At 64.3% G+C, this 21,477-nt stretch carries 18 protein-coding genes and 1 riboswitch; of the genes, 9 read left to right on the top strand and 9 right to left on the bottom strand.

Translation table 11 applies throughout. The features are described from left to right. Nucleotides 1-66: 66 nt before the first annotated feature. The 3 genes from H146_RS0107620 to glgB all read left to right on the top strand — a co-directional run bounded on the left by H146_RS0107620 (nucleotide 67) and on the right by glgB (nucleotide 7,886). Nucleotides 67-2,115 (top strand): alpha-1,4-glucan--maltose-1-phosphate maltosyltransferase, encoded by a 2,049-nt coding sequence (locus H146_RS0107620; RefSeq protein ID WP_019951285.1) that lies wholly within the window; start codon nucleotides 67-69, stop codon nucleotides 2,113-2,115. A gap of 88 nt (nucleotides 2,116-2,203) precedes the next feature. Next, nucleotides 2,204-5,632, top strand: a complete 3,429-nt coding sequence (gene treS, locus H146_RS0107625; protein ID WP_019951286.1) for a maltose alpha-D-glucosyltransferase — start codon at nucleotides 2,204-2,206, stop codon at nucleotides 5,630-5,632. A 4-nt stretch (nucleotides 5,633-5,636) separates the two neighbouring features. Continuing rightward, nucleotides 5,637-7,886, top strand: a complete 2,250-nt coding sequence (gene glgB, locus H146_RS0107630; RefSeq protein WP_019951287.1) for a 1,4-alpha-glucan branching protein GlgB — start codon at nucleotides 5,637-5,639, stop codon at nucleotides 7,884-7,886. A gap of 89 nt (nucleotides 7,887-7,975) precedes the next feature. Here glgB and H146_RS18835 read toward each other — a convergent pair whose 3' ends face one another. After that, on the bottom strand, nucleotides 7,976-8,497 hold the full coding sequence (locus H146_RS18835; RefSeq protein ID WP_019951288.1) for a hypothetical protein: 522 nt from the start codon (nucleotides 8,495-8,497) through the stop codon (nucleotides 7,976-7,978). Nucleotides 8,498-8,655: 158 nt separating this feature from the next. Continuing rightward, complete coding sequence (locus H146_RS0107640) at nucleotides 8,656-9,714, bottom strand: YihY/virulence factor BrkB family protein (RefSeq protein WP_019951289.1); 1,059 nt, start codon at nucleotides 9,712-9,714, stop codon at nucleotides 8,656-8,658. A 353-nt stretch (nucleotides 9,715-10,067) separates the two neighbouring features. On the opposite strand from H146_RS0107640, the gene H146_RS0107645 reads away from it, so the two are divergent. From H146_RS0107645 to H146_RS0107655, 3 genes are all read left to right on the top strand, one after another. Further along, a complete protein-coding gene (locus tag H146_RS0107645; protein WP_019951290.1) occupies nucleotides 10,068-10,385 on the top strand; it encodes a glutaredoxin family protein in 318 nt (105 codons plus the stop codon). Between the two features lie 143 nt (nucleotides 10,386-10,528). Then, on the top strand, nucleotides 10,529-10,711 hold the full coding sequence (locus H146_RS0107650) for a CsbD family protein (RefSeq protein ID WP_026351831.1): 183 nt from the start codon (nucleotides 10,529-10,531) through the stop codon (nucleotides 10,709-10,711). A gap of 96 nt (nucleotides 10,712-10,807) precedes the next feature. Then, a complete protein-coding gene (locus H146_RS0107655; RefSeq protein ID WP_019951292.1) occupies nucleotides 10,808-11,800 on the top strand; it encodes an adenosine deaminase in 993 nt (330 codons plus the stop codon). On the opposite strand, the gene H146_RS0107660 is transcribed toward H146_RS0107655, so the two are convergent. After that, on the bottom strand, nucleotides 11,801-12,736 hold the full coding sequence (locus tag H146_RS0107660; protein WP_033195555.1) for an AEC family transporter: 936 nt from the start codon (nucleotides 12,734-12,736) through the stop codon (nucleotides 11,801-11,803). 137 nt (nucleotides 12,737-12,873) lie between these two features. On the opposite strand from H146_RS0107660, the gene H146_RS0107665 reads away from it, so the two are divergent. Both H146_RS0107665 and H146_RS0107670 read left to right on the top strand, forming a co-directional pair. Next, nucleotides 12,874-13,917, top strand: coding sequence for a hypothetical protein (locus H146_RS0107665; protein ID WP_019951294.1), 1,044 nt, complete (start codon nucleotides 12,874-12,876; stop codon nucleotides 13,915-13,917). Between the two features lie 42 nt (nucleotides 13,918-13,959). Continuing rightward, nucleotides 13,960-14,361, top strand: coding sequence for a glutaredoxin family protein (locus tag H146_RS0107670; protein WP_019951295.1), 402 nt, complete (start codon nucleotides 13,960-13,962; stop codon nucleotides 14,359-14,361). A gap of 31 nt (nucleotides 14,362-14,392) precedes the next feature. Here the strand turns inward: H146_RS0107670 and H146_RS0107675 are convergent, their stop codons facing one another. The 5 genes from H146_RS0107675 to H146_RS0107695 form a co-directional block, all read right to left on the bottom strand. Then, complete coding sequence (locus tag H146_RS0107675) at nucleotides 14,393-14,647, bottom strand: Txe/YoeB family addiction module toxin (protein ID WP_019951296.1); 255 nt, start codon at nucleotides 14,645-14,647, stop codon at nucleotides 14,393-14,395. Further along, nucleotides 14,644-14,895 carry a type II toxin-antitoxin system Phd/YefM family antitoxin gene (locus H146_RS0107680; protein WP_019951297.1) on the bottom strand — a complete coding sequence of 84 codons (252 nt, stop codon included), beginning with the start codon at nucleotides 14,893-14,895 and terminating at the stop codon, nucleotides 14,644-14,646. The genes H146_RS0107675 and H146_RS0107680 overlap by 4 nt, the downstream gene beginning before the upstream one ends. A gap of 188 nt (nucleotides 14,896-15,083) precedes the next feature. After that, the gene (gene thiC / locus H146_RS0107685) at nucleotides 15,084-16,991 is read right to left on the bottom strand and encodes a phosphomethylpyrimidine synthase ThiC (protein ID WP_019951298.1); all 1,908 of its coding nucleotides are present in this window, start codon (nucleotides 16,989-16,991) and stop codon (nucleotides 15,084-15,086) included. A 100-nt stretch (nucleotides 16,992-17,091) separates the two neighbouring features. After that, a riboswitch (TPP riboswitch) is annotated at nucleotides 17,092-17,217 on the bottom strand. Nucleotides 17,218-17,268: 51 nt separating this feature from the next. Then, complete coding sequence (locus H146_RS0107690; protein ID WP_019951299.1) at nucleotides 17,269-17,793, bottom strand: methylated-DNA--[protein]-cysteine S-methyltransferase; 525 nt, start codon at nucleotides 17,791-17,793, stop codon at nucleotides 17,269-17,271. Further along, nucleotides 17,790-19,277 (bottom strand): DNA-3-methyladenine glycosylase 2 family protein, encoded by a 1,488-nt coding sequence (locus tag H146_RS0107695; protein WP_019951300.1) that lies wholly within the window; start codon nucleotides 19,275-19,277, stop codon nucleotides 17,790-17,792. Before H146_RS0107695 ends, H146_RS0107690 begins: the two co-directional genes overlap by 4 nt. A 205-nt stretch (nucleotides 19,278-19,482) precedes the next feature. On the opposite strand from H146_RS0107695, the gene H146_RS0107700 reads away from it, so the two are divergent. Further along, nucleotides 19,483-20,727: an MFS transporter gene (locus H146_RS0107700; RefSeq protein ID WP_019951301.1), complete on the top strand. Its 1,245-nt coding sequence runs from the start codon at nucleotides 19,483-19,485 to the stop codon at nucleotides 20,725-20,727. A 99-nt stretch (nucleotides 20,728-20,826) separates the two neighbouring features. Here the strand turns inward: H146_RS0107700 and H146_RS0107705 are convergent, their stop codons facing one another. Next, complete coding sequence (locus H146_RS0107705; protein WP_019951302.1) at nucleotides 20,827-21,213, bottom strand: DUF4870 family protein; 387 nt, start codon at nucleotides 21,211-21,213, stop codon at nucleotides 20,827-20,829. Nucleotides 21,214-21,477: the final 264 nt, after the last annotated feature.

Genomic DNA, 21,477 nt, shown 5'->3' on the forward strand with positions numbered 1-21,477 from the left:
GCGCGACGGCATGAGCAGGCATGGCGCCTGCTGCCGTCTCGCCCATCAAGCAAGGAGCGAGCCGCGATGTCGATGGAGCAATATCCGCCATCCCGCGCCGATGACGGCCGCAAGGGCGGCACCCTTTCAGACAGTGAGCGTGCCCACCGCGCGGCGCTGGCGCCACGCATTGCCATCGAGGATATCCAGCCGGCGGTGGACAGCGGGCGTTTCGCCGCCAGGGCGGATGTCGGCAGAGCCGTCAACGTCAGTGCGGTGATCGTCGCCGACGGTCATGACGTGCTGGCCTGTGCCGTCCACTGGCGACGTCGCGGCGACTCGGCATGGCACTGCATCGCCATGTCGCTGGTGCGACCGCTGGGTAACGATCTCTGGGAGGCGAGCTTTACGCCAGGTCGTGCGGGGCCCCACGATTTTGTCATCGAGAGCTGGTGGGACCGCTACGCGACCTTCCACTACGAGCTGAGCAAGAAACACGCCGCCGGCGTGCCGATCGCGCTGGAGTTGCGCGAGGGCAGGGCGCATCTCGAGCGCGCGCTGGAACTGGCCGCCGGCAGTGGCAGCAGCGCCGATGTTACCGCGCTCGAGGCCTGTCTGGCGCGTCTCGATGATGCCGCTGGCGACGCCGAGCGGGTCGCGCTGCTGCTGTCGCGGGAGACGCTGGCGCTGATGCAGCGCTGCGACGAGCGGCCCCATTTGAGCCGCAGCCGGGCGATGCCGCTGGAAGTAGAGCGCGAGCGCGCCCATTTCGCCAGCTGGTACGAGCTCTTTCCGCGTTCCGAAAGCCAGGACGAGAGCCGCCACGGCACTTTCGCCGATGTGCAAAAGCGTCTGCCGATGATTCGCGATATGGGCTTCGACGTGCTCTATTTCCCGCCCATTCATCCCATCGGTCACACGCACCGCAAGGGTCGCAACAATACTCTGACGCCCGGCCCCGACGACCCCGGCAGCCCCTACGCGATCGGCAACGAGCACGGCGGCCATGACAGCATTCACCCGCAGCTCGGCAGCCGCGAGGATTTTCGCGCGCTGGTCGCGGCGGCGGCCGAGCACGGCCTCGAGATCGCCCTCGACTTCGCCATCCAGTGTTCGCCGGATCACCCCTGGCTCGACGCGCATCCCGGCTGGTTCGACTGGCGCCCCGACGGCACCATTCGCTACGCCGAGAACCCGCCCAAGAAGTACGAGGATATCGTCAACCTCGACTTCTACACCGAGGCGGCCATTCCCGAGCTGTGGCTGACGCTGCGCGATGTGGTGCAGCACTGGGTGGATGAGGGGGTGAAAATATTTCGCGTCGATAATCCCCATACCAAGCCCTTCCCGTTCTGGGAGTGGCTGATCGACGATATTCGCAGCCGCGATCCGGACGTGATCTTCTTCGCCGAGGCCTTCACCCGCCCGGCGATCATGGCGCGGCTGGGCAAGATCGGCTTCAATATGAGCTACACCTATTTCACCTGGCGCAACACCAAAGCGGAGCTGACCGAGTACCTGACCCAGCTCAACGCGTCGCCCCTGCGCGAATGTTTTCGGCCCAACTTTTTCGTCAACACGCCGGATATCAACCCCACCTTCCTGCAGAGCTCGGGGCGCCCCGGGTTTTTGATCCGGGCCGCGCTGGCCACCATGGGCTCGGGGCTGTGGGGTATGTATTCGGGCTTCGAGCTGTGCGAGGCCGCCGCGATACCGGGCAGGGAGGAGTATCTCGACGCCGAGAAGTATCAGCTCAGGCCGCGTGACTACCATGCGCCCGGCAATATCAGCGCCGAGATCGCCCGGCTCAACTGGATGCGCCGGCGCAACCCGGCGCTGCAGAGCCATCTCGGCATCCGTTTCCACTACATTGATAACGATCGCATTATCTATTTTGAGAAGTCGACGCCGGAGATGGACAACGTGGTGCTGGTGGCGATCAGTCTTGACCCTTTTCACGACCAGGGCGGCAACTTCGAACTGCCGCTGTGGCGCTTCGGGCTGGAGGATGACGCCGCCATGCAGGGCGAGGATCTGATGAACGGCCATCGCTGGGTGTGGCACGGCAAGTGGCAGTCGACGCACCTGACGCCGCAGATGCCGTTCGGCATCTGGCGACTCACGCCGCTGGGTTAAACAGGGCAGCCGCCACCCCGGCGGCCTGTAGCGGGGTGGCGTTCACATCGTTGCCCTATGGGCAAAGCGATTACGAAGGGGAGTGACCATGAACGTCAGGGAAACCACCGGTACCACCTGGCAAAGTGCGGATGACGCCCGCCCCGCCTTTATCGATGATCCGCACTGGTACAGGGACGCTGTCATCTACCAGGTGCACGTCAAATCCTTTTTCGATGCCAACAACGACGGTATCGGCGATTTCGAGGGCCTGATCGCCAGCCTCGACTACATTGCCGGGCTGGGCGTCAACACCATCTGGCTGCTGCCGTTCTACCCCTCGCCGCGCCGCGACGACGGCTACGATATCTCCGAATACTGCGCGGTCAGCCCCGACTACGGCACCCTCGAACAGGCCCAGCAGTTCATCGAGGCGGCCCACGCGCGCGGACTGAGGGTGATTACCGAGCTGGTCATCAACCATACCTCCGACCAGCACCCCTGGTTTCAGCGCGCCCGTCGCGCCCCCAAAGGCTCGCCCGAACGCGCGTTCTACGTCTGGTCCGACAGCGACGAGTACTACAGCGGCACCCGCATTATCTTTCTCGACACCGAGTCCTCCAACTGGACATGGGATCCGGTCGCCGGCCAGTACTTCTGGCACCGCTTTTACTCCCATCAGCCCGATCTCAACTTCGACAACCCCGTCGTATTCGACGAGGTGATGAAGGTGATGCACTACTGGCTGTCGATGGGCGTCGACGGCCTGCGCCTCGATGCCATCCCCTACCTGGTCGAACGCGACGGCACCAACAACGAGAATCTGCCCGAGACCCACGAGGTGCTCAAGCGTATCCGCGCGGTGATCGACGAGCACTATCCCGACCGCATGCTGCTCGCCGAGGCCAACCAGTGGCCGGAGGATACGCGCCCCTACTTCGGCGACGGCGACGAGTGTCACATGGCGTTCCATTTCCCGCTGATGCCGCGCATGTACATGGCGGTGGCGCAGGAGGACCGCTTCCCGATCACCGATATTCTGCGCCAGACCCCGGATATCCCCGAGGGCTGCCAGTGGGCGATCTTTCTGCGCAACCACGACGAGCTGACGCTGGAGATGGTCACCGATCGCGAGCGCGATTACCTGTGGAACCACTACGCCGCCGATCGCCGCGCGCGTATCAATCTCGGTATTCGTCGCCGGCTGGCGCCGCTGCTGGAGCGCGACCGACGCCGTATCGAACTGCTCAACAGCCTGCTGCTGTCGATGCCGGGAACGCCGACGATCTACTACGGCGACGAGATCGGTATGGGGGACAACATCCATCTCGGCGATCGCGACGGCGTGCGTACCCCCATGCAGTGGTCGATGGACCGCAACGGCGGTTTCTCGCGCGCCGACCCGGCCAGCATGGTGCTGCCGCCGGTGATGGACCCGCTCTACGGTTTTCAGACCGTCAACGTCGAGGCGCAGAGCCGCGACAGTCACTCGCTGCTCAACTGGATGCGCCGCATGCTGGCGGTGCGGGGACGCCAGCAGGCGTTCGGCCGCGGCGCGTTGCGTTTTCTGTATCCCGCCAACCGCCGCATTCTGGCCTACGTGCGCGAACTGACCCGCGACGACGGCAGCCAGGAGAGCATTCTCTGCGTTGCCAACGTATCGCGCACCGCCCAGGCGGTGGAGCTGGACCTGAGCGCCTGGGAAGGGCGGGTACCGGTAGAGATGATCGGCGGCAGCAGCTTTCCGCCCGTCGGTCAGCTCAACTACCTGCTGACCCTGCCGCCCTACGGCTTCTACTGGTTCATGCTGGCCCCCGAGGCGAGCATGCCGGTCTGGCACGAAGCGCCGCGGCACATCATGCCGGACCTTTTGACGCTGGTGATCAAGCGCCATCTCGACGAAGTGGGGCGCGGCAGCCCGCGCCGCACTCTGGAGCGCGATATTCTGCCCCAGTACCTGCCGCGTCAGCGCTGGTTCGCCGCCAAGGGCAGCCTCATCGACAGGGTGTCGCTGCTCTGGGCGGTGCGCTTTGACCGCCGCGGCACGGCGGACAGCGCCGCCGACGTGCCGATGCTGCTGGGCGAGGTGGCGGTGCACTATGCCGATGCCACGCCCTGTGAGTGCTACGCCCTGCCGCTGGGACTGGTCGACGAGGTCGACAGCCCGCTGCTGAGCCAGCAGCTGGCGATGGCGCGGGTAAGGCTGGGACGTGAGGTGGATCTGCTGACCGATGCCTTCGCGCTGCCCGAGTTCGCCCGTGCGATTGTCGCGGCGCTGCGCGAGGGTGTCAGCCGCTCGCTGGCGGATAACCTGGTCGAGACGAGCGGCGAAACCTCTGCGCCCGGCACCCTCGAGTTCACACCCACCTCGCAGCTGGCGGCCCTCGCGCTGGCCGACGATGCCGAGGTGCGCCACCTGCATGCCGAGCAGTCCAACAGCTCGTTGATTATCGGCGATCAAGTGATGATCAAGCTGCTGCGTCGCGTCGAAGGCGGTATCCACCCCGAGGCGGAGGTGGGGCGCTATCTCACCGAGCGCGGTTTTACCCATATGGCGCCACTGCTGGGGGAGGTGACCCGCCGCGACAACGACGGTGTAGCGCACGTGCTGATGGTCGTGCAGGGCTATATCGACAACCAGGGGGATGCCTGGAGCTGGACGCTCAATAATCTTGAGCGTGCCATCCACGATGCCAGCGAAGCCAATCATACCGGCGTCGAGGAGCAGTTGACGGCGCTTGCCGACCTGAGCCGTTTCGCCGCTGCACTGGGGCTGCGGCTGGGGCAGATGCATGCGCTGCTGGCGCAGCACGACGACGACCCGGATTTCGCCCCCGAGGTGGCTGACGCGGCGCGCTGCGCCGACTGGGCGCAGCGGGTGAAGGAGCAGGTGCAGCGTGCGCTGGCCATTGCCGAGCACCACCTGACGGGATTTGGCGAAGAGGAGCAGCAGCTCATCCACTGGCTGCTGTCGCGCCGCGAGCGGCTGATGGCCGCGGTCGACGAACTGGCCGCGCAGTCTGTCGGCAGCCTCTGCACCCGTACCCACGGCGATCTTCACCTCGGCCAGGTACTGGTTTCTCACGACGATGCCTGGATCATCGACTTCGAGGGCGAACCGGCCCGGCCGCTGGCCGAACGTCGCGAGAAAACCACGCCGCTGCGTGACGTTGCCGGTGTGGTGCGCTCCTTCGACTACGCCTCGGCGATGGCGCTTGATCGCGCCTGGCAGGCCGACGTGGCGCAGGATCGCGAGAAGATCAGCCGCGGCGTGATCGAGGGATACCGTCAGCGCGTTACCCAGGCCTTCCTGCTCGCCTACCGCGAAGCCGCTCAGCAGATCGGCCATCAGTGGCAGTTCGACAACGGTGCCAGCGCCGCACTGTCGCTTTTCACGCTGGAGAAAGCGGTTTACGAAATCGCCTACGAAGCGGCCAATCGCCCGGCCTGGCTGGGCGTGCCGCTGCGCGGCCTGGCCGCCATGCTGGAAGCCCTCATCAACCAGGCGCCCGATCCGTTCGCGGCGCCGGGAGCTTAACCCCATGACCGAATCGACGCTTTATGGCGAGCCCGCCGGCTCCGACGTCTCGCTCGATATTCATCCCGACGCGGCTCAGGCACTGGTGGAGGCTAGCCATGGCGACCCCTTTGCCGTGCTGGGTCCCCACGAGGTCGACAACGCCATGGTGGTGCGCGCGCTGCTGCCGGGGGCGCTGGGTGTCGATCTGCTGGCACACGACAGCGACCGGGTGCTGGGTCGGCTGCAGCCGGGTCAGGTTCCCGATCTGTTCGTCGGCCGGCTGGATCACGTCACCCCCTATCGGTTGCGCATCCGCTGGCCTTATGGGGAGGAGGTGCGCGAGGATCCCTACGCCTTCGGTGCACTGCTCGGCGAGCTCGATCTCTATCTGATCGGCGAGGGCAACCATCGCCAGCTCGGCCACTGCCTCGGCGCTCAGGTGACCAGCGTCGACGGCGTCCCCGGAGTGCGCTTCGCGGTATGGGCGCCCAATGCCCGGCGCGTCTCGGTGGTGGGCGCCTTCTGTCAGTGGGACGGGCGACGCTTTCCCATGCGTCTGCGTCAGCCTACCGGGGTGTGGGAGATTTTCATCCCGCGGCTGGCGGTCGGTACGGTCTACAAGTATGAAATTCTCGGTCCCGACGGCCTGCTGCCGCTCAAGGCGGACCCGGTGGCGTTGGCCACCCAGGCGCCGCCGCAGACCGGCTCGGTGGTGGCCGAGCCGCTGCAACACGAGTGGCGCGACGAGGTCTGGATGGCCGGACGCGCAGAGCGTCATCAAGGCGATGCGCCGATTTCGGTCTACGAGGTGCACGCCGCTTCCTGGCGACGTCACGGCGGTGACGAGGGGGCGCTTTACACCTGGCAGGATCTGGCCGAATCGCTGATTCCCTACGTTGTCGAGATGGGGTTCACCCACATCGAGCTGCTGCCGATCATGGAGCATCCCTTCGGCGGCTCCTGGGGTTACCAGCCGCTGTCGCAGTTCGCTCCCAGCGGCCGCTTCGGTTCGCCCGGTGGTTTCGCTGTCTTCGTCGACGCCTGTCACCGCGCCGGCATCGGCGTGATCCTCGACTGGGTGCCGGCCCACTTTCCCACCGACCCTCACGGCCTGGCGCGCTTCGATGGCACCGCGCTGTACGAATACCAGGACCCGCGCGAGGGGTTCCACCAGGACTGGAACACCTACATTTACAACCTTGGCCGTCACGAGGTGCACGGCTTCATGCTCGCCTCGGCGCTGCACTGGCTGAGGGAGTTTCACGTCGATGCGCTGCGCGTCGATGCCGTCGCCTCGATGCTTTACCGCAACTATTCGCGCCGCGACGGGGAGTGGATTGCCAATATCCACGGCGGCCAGGAGAACCTCGAGGCGATCGACTTCCTTACCCATCTCAACAGCGTGGTGGCCGAGGAAGCACCGGGGGCGCTGGTCATCGCCGAGGAGTCCACTGCCTGGCCGGGCGTTACACGTCCCACGCAGGAAGGGGGGCTGGGCTTTGGCTACAAGTGGAACATGGGCTGGATGCACGACAGCCTGAGCTACATGAGCGAAGATCCGCTCTATCGTCGTTATCATCACGATGCGGTGACCTTCGGGCTGGTCTATGCCTTCTCGGAGCATTTCATGCTGCCGATCTCCCACGACGAAGTGGTGCACGGCAAGGGCTCGCTGATCAACAAGATGCCCGGCGACCGCTGGCAGCAGTTCGCCAACCTGCGCGCCTATCTTGGTTTCATGTGGACCCACCCCGGCAAGAAGCTGCTGTTCATGGGCTGCGAGTTCGCCCAGTTCCGCGAGTGGAGCCACGATCGCGAGCTGGACTGGTTTCTGCTTGGCGAACCGCCACATCGGGGCGTGCAGCAGCTGGTGGGTGATCTCAACCGCCTTTACCGTGAGAGTCCGGCGCTTTACGAGCAGGACGGCGTAGCCCAGGGATTCCAGTGGGTGGTGGGCGATGACAGCGATAACAGCGTTTTTGCCTGGCTGCGCTGGAGCCGTCACGGCGAGCCGCTGCTGGTGGTGCTCAACATGCTCCCGCAGGTGCTCGACGGCTATGAGCTTGGCGTGCCGAGCGGCGGCTGGTGGCGCGAAGTGTTCAACAGCGATGCCGGTCACTATGGCGGTAGCGATGTGGGCAACCAGGGCGGCCGGCAGGCGCTCGAGCTTGACCGCCACGGTCACCCCTTCGCTCTGCGGCTGCGGCTGCCGCCGCTGGGGGTGTTGGTACTGGCACCGGGCGACCGTTCACAGGGCGAACAGGGCGCTTGAGGCCCTGGCGTTACAGACCGCTGTATGACGGTGACGGTTGACCACAAAAAAGCCCGCGACGTATCGCGGGCTTGTGTCGATGGTGAGGCTTATTGCCCGATCGCCTCGCCGGCCTGCTGCAGCAGGTTTGAAGTTGCCTGACGGGTATCCTGCCAGGCGCTGCTGGCGGCATCGGTCGTCTCCTGCCAGGCCTGCGATGCCTGCTGACGGGCGTTCTGCCACCAGTCGTTGTCCCATTCGGGCTGCGCGGCCAGCTCGTCGCGGTCGAGATTGATGATGACGTTGTATTCGAGATCGCCGAGATCGGTATCGTTGCTGGTCTCGACGGTGAAATCGCCGCGCTGGATAACGTAGCCACGACCGTCGAGATCGAAGCCGTCATCATCGATTTCGATCACCATCGCCTGCAGCGTCATGTCGTCGCCAAAAAGCAGATCCTCGACCTCGCCGATGGTGCGACTCTCGTGGAGCAGATGGACGTCGGCGTCGAGCAGGCGGTTGGCCGAGTAGAGGCCTTCGGTGGCCTGCGGCGTCTGCTCGGCGTGAGCGCTGGCCAGCCCCGTCATTGCAGTGGCGGCAGCCGTGGCGAGTGCGATAGCGCGAAATGTCATGGTCGTTTTTCCTGTGCCGAATTGACGCCTTACAGCATGGCATGGAGTCGATTGTATCGCCTGCTGCGCAGCGCTGAATTCAGCTCTGTTCAAGAGGGTCGTGGCCCCGGTTCGGCTGTACACAGAACCGTCCCGGCCGGCCCGGGCCTCGCCCATGCTCAATCGTGTCGTTGCTTCTGTGAAGCGCTGTCCTGTCCGCTCGGTGCCGGTGTGTCGTTGAAGCCGCTGGTGCTGATGTCGTGTGCGTTTTTCGCTACCGTATCGGCCGCCCAGGCGCCGCGGCTGCCCATCGGCCTGGGGCGTCCGGTGGTAGTATCACGGCTGGTCTGACGTTCCAGCTCGCAGTTGAGCGCTGCTCCCAGCAGCACAATGAAGGCCGAGATCCAGAACCACAGCAGCAGTACCATCACGGCGCCGATAGTGCCGTAGGTCTGGTTGTAGTTGGCGAAATTGCGCACATAGATCGAAAAGCCGATCGATGCCAGCGCCCACAGCAGGGTGGCCATCACGGCACCGACGCTCAGCCAGTTGGCGCGTGGCGGCGCACGGTCGGGTCCAAAACGATAGAGGATGGTGATGGCAGCAATTACCAGCAGCAGCAGTACCGGCCAGCGGATATAGATCAAAAGCGCCGACAGGGCGTCACCGAAGGGCAGGCGAGCGAGCAGCGGCGGCAGTACCGCGATGGTGGCGAGTGTCAGGATGGTCATCACGATCAGACCGCCGGTCAGCACCCAGATGGTCAGGGTACGCTTGATCAGGCCACGCTTTTCGCGCTCGCCGTACATGATATTGAGCCCTGCCATGAAGCCGCGCATACCCTTGGAGGCGCTATAGACGGTGAACATCAGGCCGGCGATGGCGGTAATGCTCATACTGGTGGAGGCGCTGCTGCTGACCGCCAGTGCCTGGTCGCGGATGATGCTGGCGGACTCCGCAGGCAGCACGCTGCTGAGCATGGCGATCTGCGCCTGCACCTGCTGCGGATCGAAGGCCAGCCCCCAGATGGAGATGAAAGCGGCGATGGCAGGAAAGATACCCAGAAAGCCGTAAAAGGCGATGCTGGCGGCGATCAGGTTGGCGTGATTGGCTTCCAGCTGATGCCTGACGCGCAGGCAGGTCTCCCACCAGCCACGACCGGGGATGGCCAGCGGAGTATCGGCGTCGCGGCCGCGACGATACGGGTCGGAAGAGGGAGGCTGTCTACTCTGCTGCATGGTGATTATCCTGAAAAAAAGCGGTATCCAAAAACCGGCGCATCCTGCTGGTTCAGTGTAGGTCCTGCCGCGCCATTCGGCACCCGCGCCACAGGCAACCCGGTGCGCTGCTGTAGCGTTCGAGATTAAAAATTAAATGAATGCACAAATCGGTCGATATATATCTTGTGGGCTTCCTTCGTCGGCGTTTTGCATGTCTGAAGAACGAAGATGGCAGCATGGAGACCCGGCCCGCTGCGCAGGCTCGGGCGCAGATCGGTTGGGGGCCGTTCGAAATACCACCGTTCCCCTGAGTTTGTTCTGATGGCGAAAAGGAAATCTACAGGCGATGCTGGCGTTCATGGAGGTTCTTCATGAGTAACGAAATCCTGTTGGTGGAGCGCACCCTCGAACGCCAGGCAGAGGTTGATCTGGCTTGTCGAGCCCTGAGGCTTTATGAGTCGGATACCTGCACCTTCTGCCACTTCGTGGAGATGGAGGTCGAGCGTCTCAATCTCAGTATCGAGCTGTTCAATATCGATGCCGAACCCGCTGCGCGGCAGGAGCTTGTCGAAGGTGGCGGACGGGCGCGGGTGCCCTGTTTGCGCATCGAGCACAGTGGTGGCGACATCCAGTGGCTGTATCAGGCCGCCGAGATCATCAAGTGGCTGGACCATCACTTCGGATCCTGAGCTTTCATCCTGCTGGCGGCATTTTGTGCCCTGGAAATTCTTGTATCGACTTGAAAATGCCGTAAAACAGCTAAAATGAGAGAGCGACGTCGAGATGGAATGCGCCAATAATGACGCTATCTCGACGAACGGAGGATATGACCATGACGAAAGATGCCAAAACCGACAAGGCCGAAGGTTTTATCGACAAGGTGGCCGGCAAGGCAAAGGAGATGATGGGCAAGGCGACCGACAGCTCGTCTACCGAAGCCGAAGGACGTGCCCAGCAATCCAAAGGCCATGTCGAATCCGCCAGGGGTGAAGCAAAGGAGTCACTCAAGAAGTAATATTGCGACACCCTGTGTCATATCGGGAGCCGCCTGCGGGTGGCTCCTTCTGTTTCAGGGTTATGCGCCGGTCGTCCCCCATTCCCAGGAGCGCCCATGAAAGAGTGGCTGAGAACGCTGCCCAAGGCCGAACTGCATCTGCACATCGAGGGCACCCTCGAACCCGAGCTGATGTTCGAACTGGCGGCGCGCAACGGTATACGTCTCGCCTGGCAGAGCGTCGAGGCCCTGCGTGCGGCCTATGATTTCGACAGCCTGCAGTCCTTTCTCGACCTTTACTACCGGGGCATGAGCGTGCTCTGCACCCAACAGGACTTCTTCGAGCTGGCGATGGCCTACTTCGAGCGCGCCCATGACGATGGCGTGGTTCATGTCGAACTCTCCTTCGACCCGCAGCCGCACCTCGAGCGTGGCGTGACGCTGCAGACGATCCTTGCCGGACTGGAAAGTGCATGCGATGAGGCGCGCCGGCGTTTCGACATCTCCAGCGCGCTGATCATGAGCTTTCTGCGTGATCGTCCGGCACAGGAGGCGATGGCGGTGCTGGAGCAGGCCGCGCCCTGGTACGATCGGCTGGCAGCGGTGGGGCTGGACAGTGCCGAAGTGGGCAACCCGCCGGAGAAGTTCACGGCCGTTTTCGAACGCGCCCGAGCGCTGGGGCTGGCGCGTATCGCCCATGCCGGCGAAGAGGGGCCGGCGGACTACATCAGTGGCGCGCTGGATGCCCTCGATGTCTGCCGCATCGACCACGGCGTGCGCTGTCTGGAAGACGAGGCGCTGGTGGCACGGCTGCACAGCGAGCAGATTCCCCTGACCGTTTGCCCGCTCTCCAACGTCTATCTGAAGGTGTTCGAGCGGCTGGAGTCGCACTGCCTGCCGGCACTGCTCGACAACGGCCTGTGCGTCACCCTCAACTCCGATGACCCGGCCTACTTCGGCGGCGGCATGCTGGCCAATTTCATGGCCTGCCACGAGGCGTTCGGCTGGGACGAGGACGCCTTCCGCGAACTCTCGCGCAACGCCCTGGAGGCCGCCTTTATCGACGATCAGCGTCGCGAGCGGCTGCTTGCCGCGATTGCGGCGCACTGATCAGGACGCCGCACCGAGCAGCCACAGCGCCACGCTGAGGGTGAAAAACGACGCCACCGTGGCGGTCAGCAGAGCGGCGGCACACAGGCCATCCATCGCAAAGCGCGCGCCGAAGATAGGGTAGATGCTCAACATGGGCGCACCGGCGATCAGCAGTGCGCCGGTCATCAGCGCGGTGTCCTCGAGCGGGAAGAGCTGGAAAAAGAGCAGCACCATGAGCGGATGCAGGATCAGTTTGGCCAGTGCGATCTGCCCCACCCGGCGGTACATGCCGCGCACCTTCAGGCCGTAGAGGGTACCGCCGATGACGAAAAGGGCGACCGGTGCTGAAGCGCTGGCCAGCATATCGACCGCCTGTGACAGCCAGCCGGGCAGGCGGATACCGGAAAGCGACAGCAGGGCTCCGCCGATAATGGCGATGAATACCGGGGTACGCCCCAGCCGCGAGAAGGTGGCCGTCAGGGTACGTATCAGCGAGCCCTGCTGCTGACGGCCGGACTCGGCCAGGGTCAGGCAGATGGGCAGCATCAGCATATTTTCGACCAGCATGCACAGCGCCAGAGCGATACCGGCGCTCTGCCCGATCACCATGGCGGCGACCGGATAGCCGATAAAGCCGCTGTTGGCGGTTGCCATGCCCAGCGCTTCGATAGCGGCGTGATCGAGCCGGCGACGCTGGAGTCCGAACGTCAGCGCCAGCCCCAGTGCCAGCGTCGCCAGCGAACCCAGCCCGTAGGCGAGCAGATAATGGCCGTTAAACATCTCGTCCAGTGGCTGCTCGCTCAGGGCGTGAATGATCAGTGCCGGCAGGGCGAAGTTGATCACGAAACGCCCCATGCCGCGGATGTGTTCGGCCTGCACGATCGCGCCTCTGGCGGCCAGCCAGCCCAGCGCCATCAGCAGAAAGATGGGAGCGGTAATAGCAAGTACGGCCAGGGCGAATCACTCCGTAGGTAGACAGGAAATAGAAGAGTTTGTACGCACGAGCGGTGCCACGGCAAAAACTGCCGGGGTTGTATTACAGCGCTGGCGCCGTCATACAGTTCCCATATTCTCGATCAGAGGTGATGGCTATGCGCGCACGTCCGATATCACACGGCACCCTCGAGTGTTTCCCGGCGGGCCTTGTCGACGACAGCGGCGAGCCGGTCCATGCCGAGGTGTCGGCGGTGGTGTATGACGGCAAGCGGCTGATTCTGGGCAGCGACAAGCCGATACCGGGCGAAGGACGCTCCTCGGTATTCTCCGTCGATATCGACGACGAAGGCCGGCCGCACCCGGAGACGCTGGGTTATTATACCCAACCGCTGATCCGCAGTGCGATCAAGTACGAGGATTTCGCTCTCACCGCCGATGGCCGCCACGTGCTGGCGACCACCGGCTTCGATCGTATCAGCGATCGGGACCATTCGCTCAACGCCTACAACCACCTGCTGATCTGGCCGCTGGGCGATCCCGACCGGGTGCAGGTGGTCGACCCTGACCCGCGCGACAACGTCGAGGGATCGCTGGAGCTGCGCCAGCGGCTGACGGCCGCCATTGGCGTGCCCTACTACAAGATCGAGGGGCTGGCGGCGATCCCGGGCGAGCGCGACGACGGCATGCTGCTGTTCGGCGTGCGCGAACAGGGCCAGCATTTCGATGACTTCGAATACGTCTGCCGCGTGGTAGGCGCGCATTACCGCGTCAACGACAGCGGCGCACTGATATTTACCGACGATCTGCGCGAGGTCTATCGTTTCGACCCGGGCGAATTCGACGCGGTCGAGCACGTCTGCGGGCTCTCCAGCCTCGAATATGACCCCTATAATCATCGTCTCTATCTGATGACCAGTTTCGAAAACGAGAGCGAAGGGCTCGACAGCATTGGCGGCTATCTATGGCTTTTAAGCCTCGAGGCGTTCGCTCGCGGCGAGGCGCCGGCGCTGGTCGAGGATGACGAGGGCAATACCCTGGTGTTCGAGCACAAGTCGGAGGGACTGGCGGTGCTCGATCGTGATCGGCTGTTCGTCGCCTACGACAACGACCGCGAGCTGGCGCTGGGGTCGGTCGACGGCGATCGCGACGAGAAGCACGCCTGCGAAGCCCCCTGGACGCTGTTGAAAATGGTCGAGTAGGGCGTCGCCCCTCGGCAGTTTCGAGAATTGTGGAGTTTGATTATGGGTACAGTCACACGAACCTTTTTCCGCGGCGTGCGCAGCGCGTTGACGCCCGCCATGCTGGCTTTTGACCGCTTCGGCAAGCCGACACCAGTGGAGCGCTCCGCCGAGGCGCAGGCGGAAGTCGACCGCGCCTGTCAGGATCTGACGCTCTATCAGTTTCGTACCTGCCCCTTCTGCGTGAAGGTGCGCCACGAAATCCATCGCCTGGCGCTGCCGATCGCGCTGCGCGATACCCGCGAGGATCCGGCTGCCAAAGAGGCGTTGCAGGCCGGTGGCGGGCGCACCATGGTGCCCTGTTTGGCGATCGCCGGTGAGGGCAGCGAAACCCGCTGGCTCTACGAGTCGGAGGAGATCAAGCGCTACCTGCGCCATCGCTTCGAGCCGGCGTCGACGGGATAAGGCAGGTCCGGTCAGAGGGTTTCTCGGGGCCTCAGTAGTGGTATCGCAGCTGCGCGATAAGCAGAGCATCATCCGTGACCTTGTAGACCATGCGATGCTCTTCGTTGATGCGACGCGACCAGTAGCCGGCAAGGCTGTGTTTGAGAGGCTCGGGCTTGCCGACACCTTCGAAGGGTTCCCGACGGATCTCCTTGAGCAGTTTGTTGATCCGCTCGAGGAGTTTTCTGTCGTTTTTTTGCCAGTATAAGTAGTCTTCCCACGCGTTTTCGGAGAAGACCAGCTTCATTCGGGAAATTCCCTTTCCTGCCCACCACCGGCCTCCAGTTCGGCTACGGATTGCATTAGACGACGGGCGTTCTCCGGGGCGCGCAAGAGATAGCTGGTCTCCTGAAGCGCTTCATAATCTTCCAGAGAGATCATGACCACGGATTGCGCCCTGCTACGAGTGATGATTACGGGCGCGTGATCTTCACACACCTGCGCCATGGTTTTGGACAGGTGGGTTCTGGCGGCGGTATAGCTGATAGCGTCCATGTTCTTTCCTGTACATAAAATTGTTCATGTACAGGATATGGTACGTTGGTGGTTTTGACAACGCTATACCGGGCCCGGGGTTAAAAATGGGCCGGATACAAGCGTGCCGGTCAGCCTTGACTGACCGGCACGCCTTTCGCTTCGGGATTGGCTTTATTAGCGGCGAGTGCTGCTATCGCATCACCGGGTTACAGCTCCCGGTACAGCTCGCCGCCTTCCTCCCTGAAGCGTTCCGCCTGCTCGCTCATACCGCGTTTGAGCGTCTCCTCGTCGGTGGTGCCCAGCAGCCCGCGCTGGCGGGCGTGGTCGCGCACCTCATGGCTGATCTTCATCGAGCAGAACTTCGGCCCGCACATCGAGCAGAAGTGCGCCACCTTGGCGGAATCCTTCGGCAGCGTTTCGTCGTGGTACTCGCGGGCGGTGTCCGGATCAAGGCCGAGGTTGAACTGATCCTCCCAGCGGAACTCGAAGCGCGCCTTGGAAAGGGCATTGTCGCGGCGCTGTGAGGCGGGGTGGCCCTTGGCCAGATCCGCGGCGTGGGCCGCAATCTTGTAGGTGATGATGCCGGTCTTGACGTCGTCGCGATCGGGCAGCCCGAGGTGCTCCTTGGGCGTGACGTAGCAGAGCATGGCGCAGCCGTACCAGCCGATCATCGCCGCGCCAATGCCGGAGGTGATGTGATCGTAGCCCGGGGCGATGTCGGTGGTCAGCGGCCCGAGGGTATAGAAGGGCGCCTCGTCGCAGCATTCGAGCTGCTTGTCCATGTTCTCCTTGATGAGATGCATCGGCACATGCCCCGGCCCCTCGATCATCACCTGCACATCGTGGCGCCAGGCGATCTGCGTCAGCTCGCCCAGCGTCTCCAGCTCGGCAAACTGGGCGGCGTCGTTGGCGTCACTGATCGAGCCGGGGCGCAGACCGTCGCCCAGCGAGAAGGCCACGTCATAGGCCTTCATGATCGCGCAGATCTCCTCGAAGCGGGTGTAGAGAAAGCTCTCCTCGTGATGCGCCAGGCACCACTTGGCCATGATCGAGCCGCCGCGCGAGACGATACCGGTGGTGCGGTTGGCGGTCATCGGCACGTGATGCAGCCTGACGCCGGCGTGGATGGTGAAGTAGTCCACGCCCTGTTCGGCCTGCTCGATCAGGGTGTCGCGAAAGATCTCCCAGGTGAGGTTCTCGGCCACCCCCTTGACCTTCTCCAGCGCCTGATAGAGCGGTACCGTGCCGATCGGCACCGGCGAATTGCGAATGATCCACTCGCGGGTTTCGTGAATGTTCTCACCCGTCGACAGATCCATGATGGTGTCGGCGCCCCAGCGGATGCCCCAGGTCATCTTGTCGACCTCCTCCTCGATGGAGGAGGTGACCGCCGAATTGCCCAGATTGCCGTTGATCTTCACCAGGAAGTTGCGCCCGATGATCATCGGCTCGCTCTCCGGGTGGTTGATGTTGTTGGGGATGATGGCGCGCCCCGCGGCGACTTCGCGGCGCACGAACTCGGCGGTGATCTCCTCCGGCAGGCGGGCGCCGAAGCTCTCGCCACTGTGCTGATGTCCCAGAATGCGCTCGACCTCGGCAGTGCCCGAGTACTTTGTAGAGAGTGTCTGGCGGCGCTGGTTTTCGCGCAGGGCGATAAACTCCATCTCGGGGGTGACGATGCCCTGGCGGGCGTAGTGCATCTGGGTGACGTTGCGTCCGGCCTTTGCCCGGCGCGGCGTGCGTTTGAGATCGAAGCGCAGGGTCGCCAGGCGCGGGTCCTCGGCGCGGCGCTGGCCATACTCACTGGTCGGGCCGTCCAGCCACTCGGTGTCATCGCGCCCATCGATCCAGGCGCGGCGCAGATCAAAAAGACCGCGACGGATGTCGATGTTCGCCTCGGGGTCGGTGTAGGGGCCGGAGGTGTCGTAGACCAGCAGCGGCGGATTCTCTTCGCTCTCGCCGCTGGTGGTGGTGGGCGACTGGCTGATTTCGCGCATCGGCACGCGAATATCGGCGCGCGGCCCCTCGATATAGACCTTGCGTGAAGCGGGCAGTGGCGCAATGGCGGCGCTGTCGACGCGCGCGGTATCGGCGAGAAAGGATACAGAGGACATGTGTGCTCCTGGGCGTGACACGAGTCAGGCCGGCGCACAGCGTAGGTGGGGCAGGGGGATGAACGGCAACAAGGCGGTGCTGCGAAGTGCCCTTCGGGTAATACACCCTGCGCTTGAGTCCCTACGCCGGTACTAGCCGGATCAGGTTCTGCGGGATCCAGCCTGGCGCCTCGGAAAAAGCGCATGCTGATCTCAGCCGGTTCCACCGGCACCCCGTCAAGCGTTGACGCGCCTGCTCGGCGCGCGATGGTCAGTCTGCGGTAGCTGTCGTGAGGGGTCAAGCAGAGGCAGGGGCAGCAGGAGTGGTCGGGTCCAGAGAGAGGAGGGCGCCCCGTTCAAAATCGAGCAGCGCCCGCTTGCGCTCGATGCCGCCGGCATAGCCGGTCAGCTGGCCCTTGCCGCCCACCACGCGGTGGCAGGGGACCATCAGGGTCAGCGGGTTGCGCCCTACCGCGCCACCCACCGCGCGTGCTGCACCCGGTGCCAGCTGCAGCCGCTGTGCCAGCTCGCCGTAGCTCAGCCTTTGGCCATAGCCGATCTCGCTCAGCGCCTGCCACACACGCTGCTGAAAGTCGCTGCCGACAGGCGCCAGCGGCAGATCGAAATCTCGTCGACGGCCGGCGAACCAGTCCTCGAGCTGACGCTGCGCCTCACGCAGCAGAGCGTCGTCTTGGCTGGCGATCGGCTTCTCCATGCGCGGCAGGAAGCGCTGATCGTGGAAGTAGAGGCCTCTCAGGGCGTCGCCCTCGGCGCACAGCAGCATGGCGCCGAGGGGAGAGTCGATACGGGCGTGGCGAATCATGAGCGGGTCTCCGCAGCACAATGGGTTGAAACGGGTGTCGGTTCGGTGGCCCGATGCCAGAGCCGCATGGCGGCGTAGGCGCGCCACGGCGACCAGTCGGCAGGGTCCGTCGCCGGGCCGAGGGCGTCGACGCAGCGGCGCAGTACCAGATCGCCCGCCGGCCAGGCGTCGGGCCAGTCCAGGGCGCGCATGGCAACCATCTGTGCGCTCCAGTCGCCAATGCCGGGGATCGCCTGCAGGGCGCTCAGTGTGGCGTCGAGCGGCGCTTCGGGCGTCAGTCTCAGAGCACCGTCGCTGACGGCGCGGGCAAGGTGGCAGATCGCCCGCGCCTTCATCCGCGTCAGCCCCAGTTCGGTCAGCGCGTCCGCAGCCACGCCGGCAAGGCGGGTGGCGGTGGGGAAGGCGTGGCTCAGCCCGGCCGGCGCCGCGGGATCCTCGAGGGCGTCGCCATGCGCCTGCACCAGCCGCGCCAGCAGAGTACGGGCGTGTTCCAGCGAGATCACCTGACCGACAACGGTGCGCACCGCGACTTCGAAACCGTCGGCGCCGCCCGGGACGCGAATGCCGGCCGTGCTGGTCAGCGTGCTCAGATGGGCGTCGATCAAATCGATGCGGGCGTCGAGGTCGAAAAGCCGGTGCGCCAGGCGCAGATAGTCGAGGCTGCGCGCCGCCTGGTGGGCGGGAAGCGTCAGATGCAGGGCGTAGCCCTGGGCGGCGGGGGCGGTATTCAGCCAGCCGAGCGAGCCGTCGGGATGGCGAATCACCCGAGCGTAGCCCTGATCATCGGTCAGCCGTTCGACGCCGGTGATGGCGCGCCGGCCGAGAAAGTCGCGCAGCGCCGACCAGGCCAGCGGCGGGCGATAGCTCGCCTGCAGCGTCATCGTGGTGGCGCCGCGCGATGCCGGCGACTCACGCCGCAGTCGGCTCGGCGGTATGCCGTAACGCTTGAGAAACAGCGCGTTGAAGCGGCGCAGGCTGCCAAAGCCGGCGAGTGCCGCCACCTCGGTGATCGGCAGGGGCGTATCGGCCAGCAGCCTTCTGGCGGTCAGTAGCCGTTGGGTCAGCGCCCAGGCCTGTGGCGATACACCGTAGACCCGTTGAAACAGCCGCCGTAGATGGCGCGGCGAGACACCGATGTGCCGGGCCAGCTCGACCAGACTGCCGCGCTCCAGCGCCCCCTGGTCGATGGCCTGCGCCGCCGCCTCGGCCAACTGGCCGTTGAGATCGCCACTGGGTAGCCTGCCGATGACCGCGGCGGCCCGTTCCGGACGGCAGCGCAGGCAGGGACGAAAGCCGGCCTGTTCCGCCTGGGCGGGGTGATCGAAAAAGCGGCAGTTCTCCGCCCTGGGCTTGCGCGCCGGACACACCGGCCGGCAGTAGATGCCGGTGGTTGCGACACCCACCACGAAGCGTCCGTCGAAGCGGGCGTCGCGGGCGAGACAGGCGCGATAGCGCAGGGATGAGTCGGTATCGGGAGTGGTCATGACACCACCATACCCTATCCATGTCTCGCCGACCGGACGCTATCGGCCAGCGAATCAGCGCCCGGCGTCGAGGCCCATCTGCCAGAAGTCGATCTCCAGCCTGGTGGCGTCGCGAATCGCGACCGTAACGATGGCGAGCAGGAGGAGGGCGCCAGGCCCTATAATGACGCCATCGCAGTATTGGATTGTGGCGCGAGGAGGAGAGATGTCGGGCGGCAGGGATGGAGTGGCAACGCCCTCGCAGAAGCGAAGCGACAGCGGCGGGCAGCAGGGTGACTACATCGAGCGCGGTATGCCGGGCTATCGTCCCACCATGATGGCGCTTTTTCTGGGCGCCTTTTCCACCTTTGCGCTGCTCTACTGCGTGCAGCCCATGCTGCCGATTCTCTCCGCGGCGTTCGGCATTGATCCGGCCCGCACCAGTTTGGCGCTGTCGATGTCGACCGCGCTGCTGGCGGTGGGGCTGCTCGTCACCGGTCCGGTTTCCGATGCGCTGGGACGCAAGCCGATGATGACGCTGTCGCTGCTGCTGGCATCCGGCTTTACGCTGGCCGCCGCCGCCATGCCGCAGTGGGGTGGCGTACTGGTGATGCGTGCACTGGCCGGGCTCTCCATGGCGGGGCTGTGCGGCGTGGCGATGGCCTATCTCAACGAGGAGATCGATCCGCGTTTCGTGGGCGTGTCGATGGGGCTCTACATCGCCGGCAATGCCATCGGCGGGATGAGCGGGCGCCTGATCAGCGGCGTGCTGGTCGACTTCGTCAGCTGGCGCGTTACCCTCACCGTGATGGGCGTGATTGCCCTGCTGTCAGCGATCGCCTTCATGAAGATGCTGCCGCCGTCGCGCCATTTCGAACCGCGCGCGCTGAGCCCGGCCAACCTGCTCGAGGCCTGGCGGCTGCACTTTCGCGATCCCGGCCTGCCGCTGCTGTTTCTGGAAGCCTTCCTGCTGATGGGCGGTTTCGTGACCCTTTTCAATTACATCGTCTACCGGCTGCTGGAGGCGCCCTATCATTTTAGCCAGACGGTGATCGGGCTTTTATCGGTGGTTTATCTTGCTGGCGTCTACAGCTCCGGCTGGGCCGGCTCGCTGGCCGATCGGTTGGGACGGCCGCGCGTGTTCTGGATCTTCGTGCTGGTGATGCTGGCGGGGCTTTTGCTGACCCTGGCCTCGCCGACGGCGCTGATCCTGATCGGCATGCTGGTGTTCACCTTCGGCTTCTTTGCCGCCCACTCTCTCGCCAGCGCCTGGGTGGGGCAGCGCGCTCGCTACGCCCGCGGCCAGGCGTCGTCGCTCTATCTGTTCAGCTACTACCTGGGCTCGAGCCTCGCCGGCACGCTGGGCGGGCTTTTCTGGTACCGCTGGGCGTGGCCCGGCGTGGTCGCTTTCATCGCTGCGCTGTTGGTGCTTGCCCTTGTGATCGGCCTGCGCCTGCGGCGACTGGCGTAAGCGGGCTGATGTGACCGTCCGTGCGGTTGAGGCGATGATAAAAAGCGTCATCCGCTACCACGAATGACGCATATCGGCGGCCTGCTTATGGCAGTCTGCTCACCAGAGCCAGGAGCCCGGGTTGCGCGGTGCGGTTTTCTCCTGCAGCGCCTTGAAGCCGATAACACAGCGCACAATGATCCACACCGCCAGCAGCACAACCAGCGGAAAACCGATCAGTACAAAGATCAGAATCAACGCGATGACGCTGTATAAAAAACCGATCCAGAAAGTGCGCACCTGATAGCGGTAGTGCTCATCGAGCCATGCAGGGCCCTTGCCCTGATAGACATAGGCGATGATGACGCCGACGATAGTGGTCACCCCACCGGTAAAAAAACCGGCAATGTAGAGGCCGTAGACGACCAGCGGCATGGTCGTGTCGACCTGCTGTGGTGGCTGGCCGGATGGCTGCGGCTGGGGTGAAACGTCCGAATCTGAACTCATTTTCCCTCCGAATTGATCCTGATGGTTTCTATTTGATCGCTTATGGCCCTGCCAACGGGCCCTGTCAGGCCGGCGCTGTGGCAGGGTTGCCGCCGCAGGCGGCCCGTCGGGTACCCGCCAGGGATGGCCGGGTACAAAAAATCGCCGGGAGCGATTTTTGACGCCGTAGGCGGCCCGTCGGGTACCCGCCAGGGATGGCCGGGTACAAAAAATCGCCGGGTCGGCTATTCGGCAGTTGGATTTTGCCGTATTTTCTCCCCGATC

The sequence above is a fragment of the Kushneria aurantia DSM 21353 genome, assembly GCF_000382245.1.
Classification (GTDB): Bacteria; Pseudomonadota; Gammaproteobacteria; order Pseudomonadales; family Halomonadaceae; genus Kushneria; species Kushneria aurantia.

Coding starts and splice junctions, on each gene's coding strand:
- H146_RS0107620 (WP_019951285.1), top strand. CDS start 67: ATGTCGATGGAGCAATATCCGCCATCCCGCGCCGATGACGGCCGCAAG.
- treS (WP_019951286.1), top strand. CDS start 2,204: ATGAACGTCAGGGAAACCACCGGTACCACCTGGCAAAGTGCGGATGAC.
- glgB (WP_019951287.1), top strand. CDS start 5,637: ATGACCGAATCGACGCTTTATGGCGAGCCCGCCGGCTCCGACGTCTCG.
- H146_RS18835 (WP_019951288.1), bottom strand. CDS start 8,497: ATGACATTTCGCGCTATCGCACTCGCCACGGCTGCCGCCACTGCAATG.
- H146_RS0107640 (WP_019951289.1), bottom strand. CDS start 9,714: ATGCAGCAGAGTAGACAGCCTCCCTCTTCCGACCCGTATCGTCGCGGC.
- H146_RS0107645 (WP_019951290.1), top strand. CDS start 10,068: ATGAGTAACGAAATCCTGTTGGTGGAGCGCACCCTCGAACGCCAGGCA.
- H146_RS0107650 (WP_026351831.1), top strand. CDS start 10,529: ATGACGAAAGATGCCAAAACCGACAAGGCCGAAGGTTTTATCGACAAG.
- H146_RS0107655 (WP_019951292.1), top strand. CDS start 10,808: ATGAAAGAGTGGCTGAGAACGCTGCCCAAGGCCGAACTGCATCTGCAC.
- H146_RS0107665 (WP_019951294.1), top strand. CDS start 12,874: ATGCGCGCACGTCCGATATCACACGGCACCCTCGAGTGTTTCCCGGCG.
- H146_RS0107670 (WP_019951295.1), top strand. CDS start 13,960: ATGGGTACAGTCACACGAACCTTTTTCCGCGGCGTGCGCAGCGCGTTG.
- H146_RS0107675 (WP_019951296.1), bottom strand. CDS start 14,647: ATGAAGCTGGTCTTCTCCGAAAACGCGTGGGAAGACTACTTATACTGG.
- H146_RS0107680 (WP_019951297.1), bottom strand. CDS start 14,895: ATGGACGCTATCAGCTATACCGCCGCCAGAACCCACCTGTCCAAAACC.
- thiC (WP_019951298.1), bottom strand. CDS start 16,991: ATGTCCTCTGTATCCTTTCTCGCCGATACCGCGCGCGTCGACAGCGCC.
- H146_RS0107690 (WP_019951299.1), bottom strand. CDS start 17,793: ATGATTCGCCACGCCCGTATCGACTCTCCCCTCGGCGCCATGCTGCTG.
- H146_RS0107695 (WP_019951300.1), bottom strand. CDS start 19,277: ATGACCACTCCCGATACCGACTCATCCCTGCGCTATCGCGCCTGTCTC.
- H146_RS0107700 (WP_019951301.1), top strand. CDS start 19,483: ATGTCGGGCGGCAGGGATGGAGTGGCAACGCCCTCGCAGAAGCGAAGC.
- H146_RS0107705 (WP_019951302.1), bottom strand. CDS start 21,213: ATGAGTTCAGATTCGGACGTTTCACCCCAGCCGCAGCCATCCGGCCAG.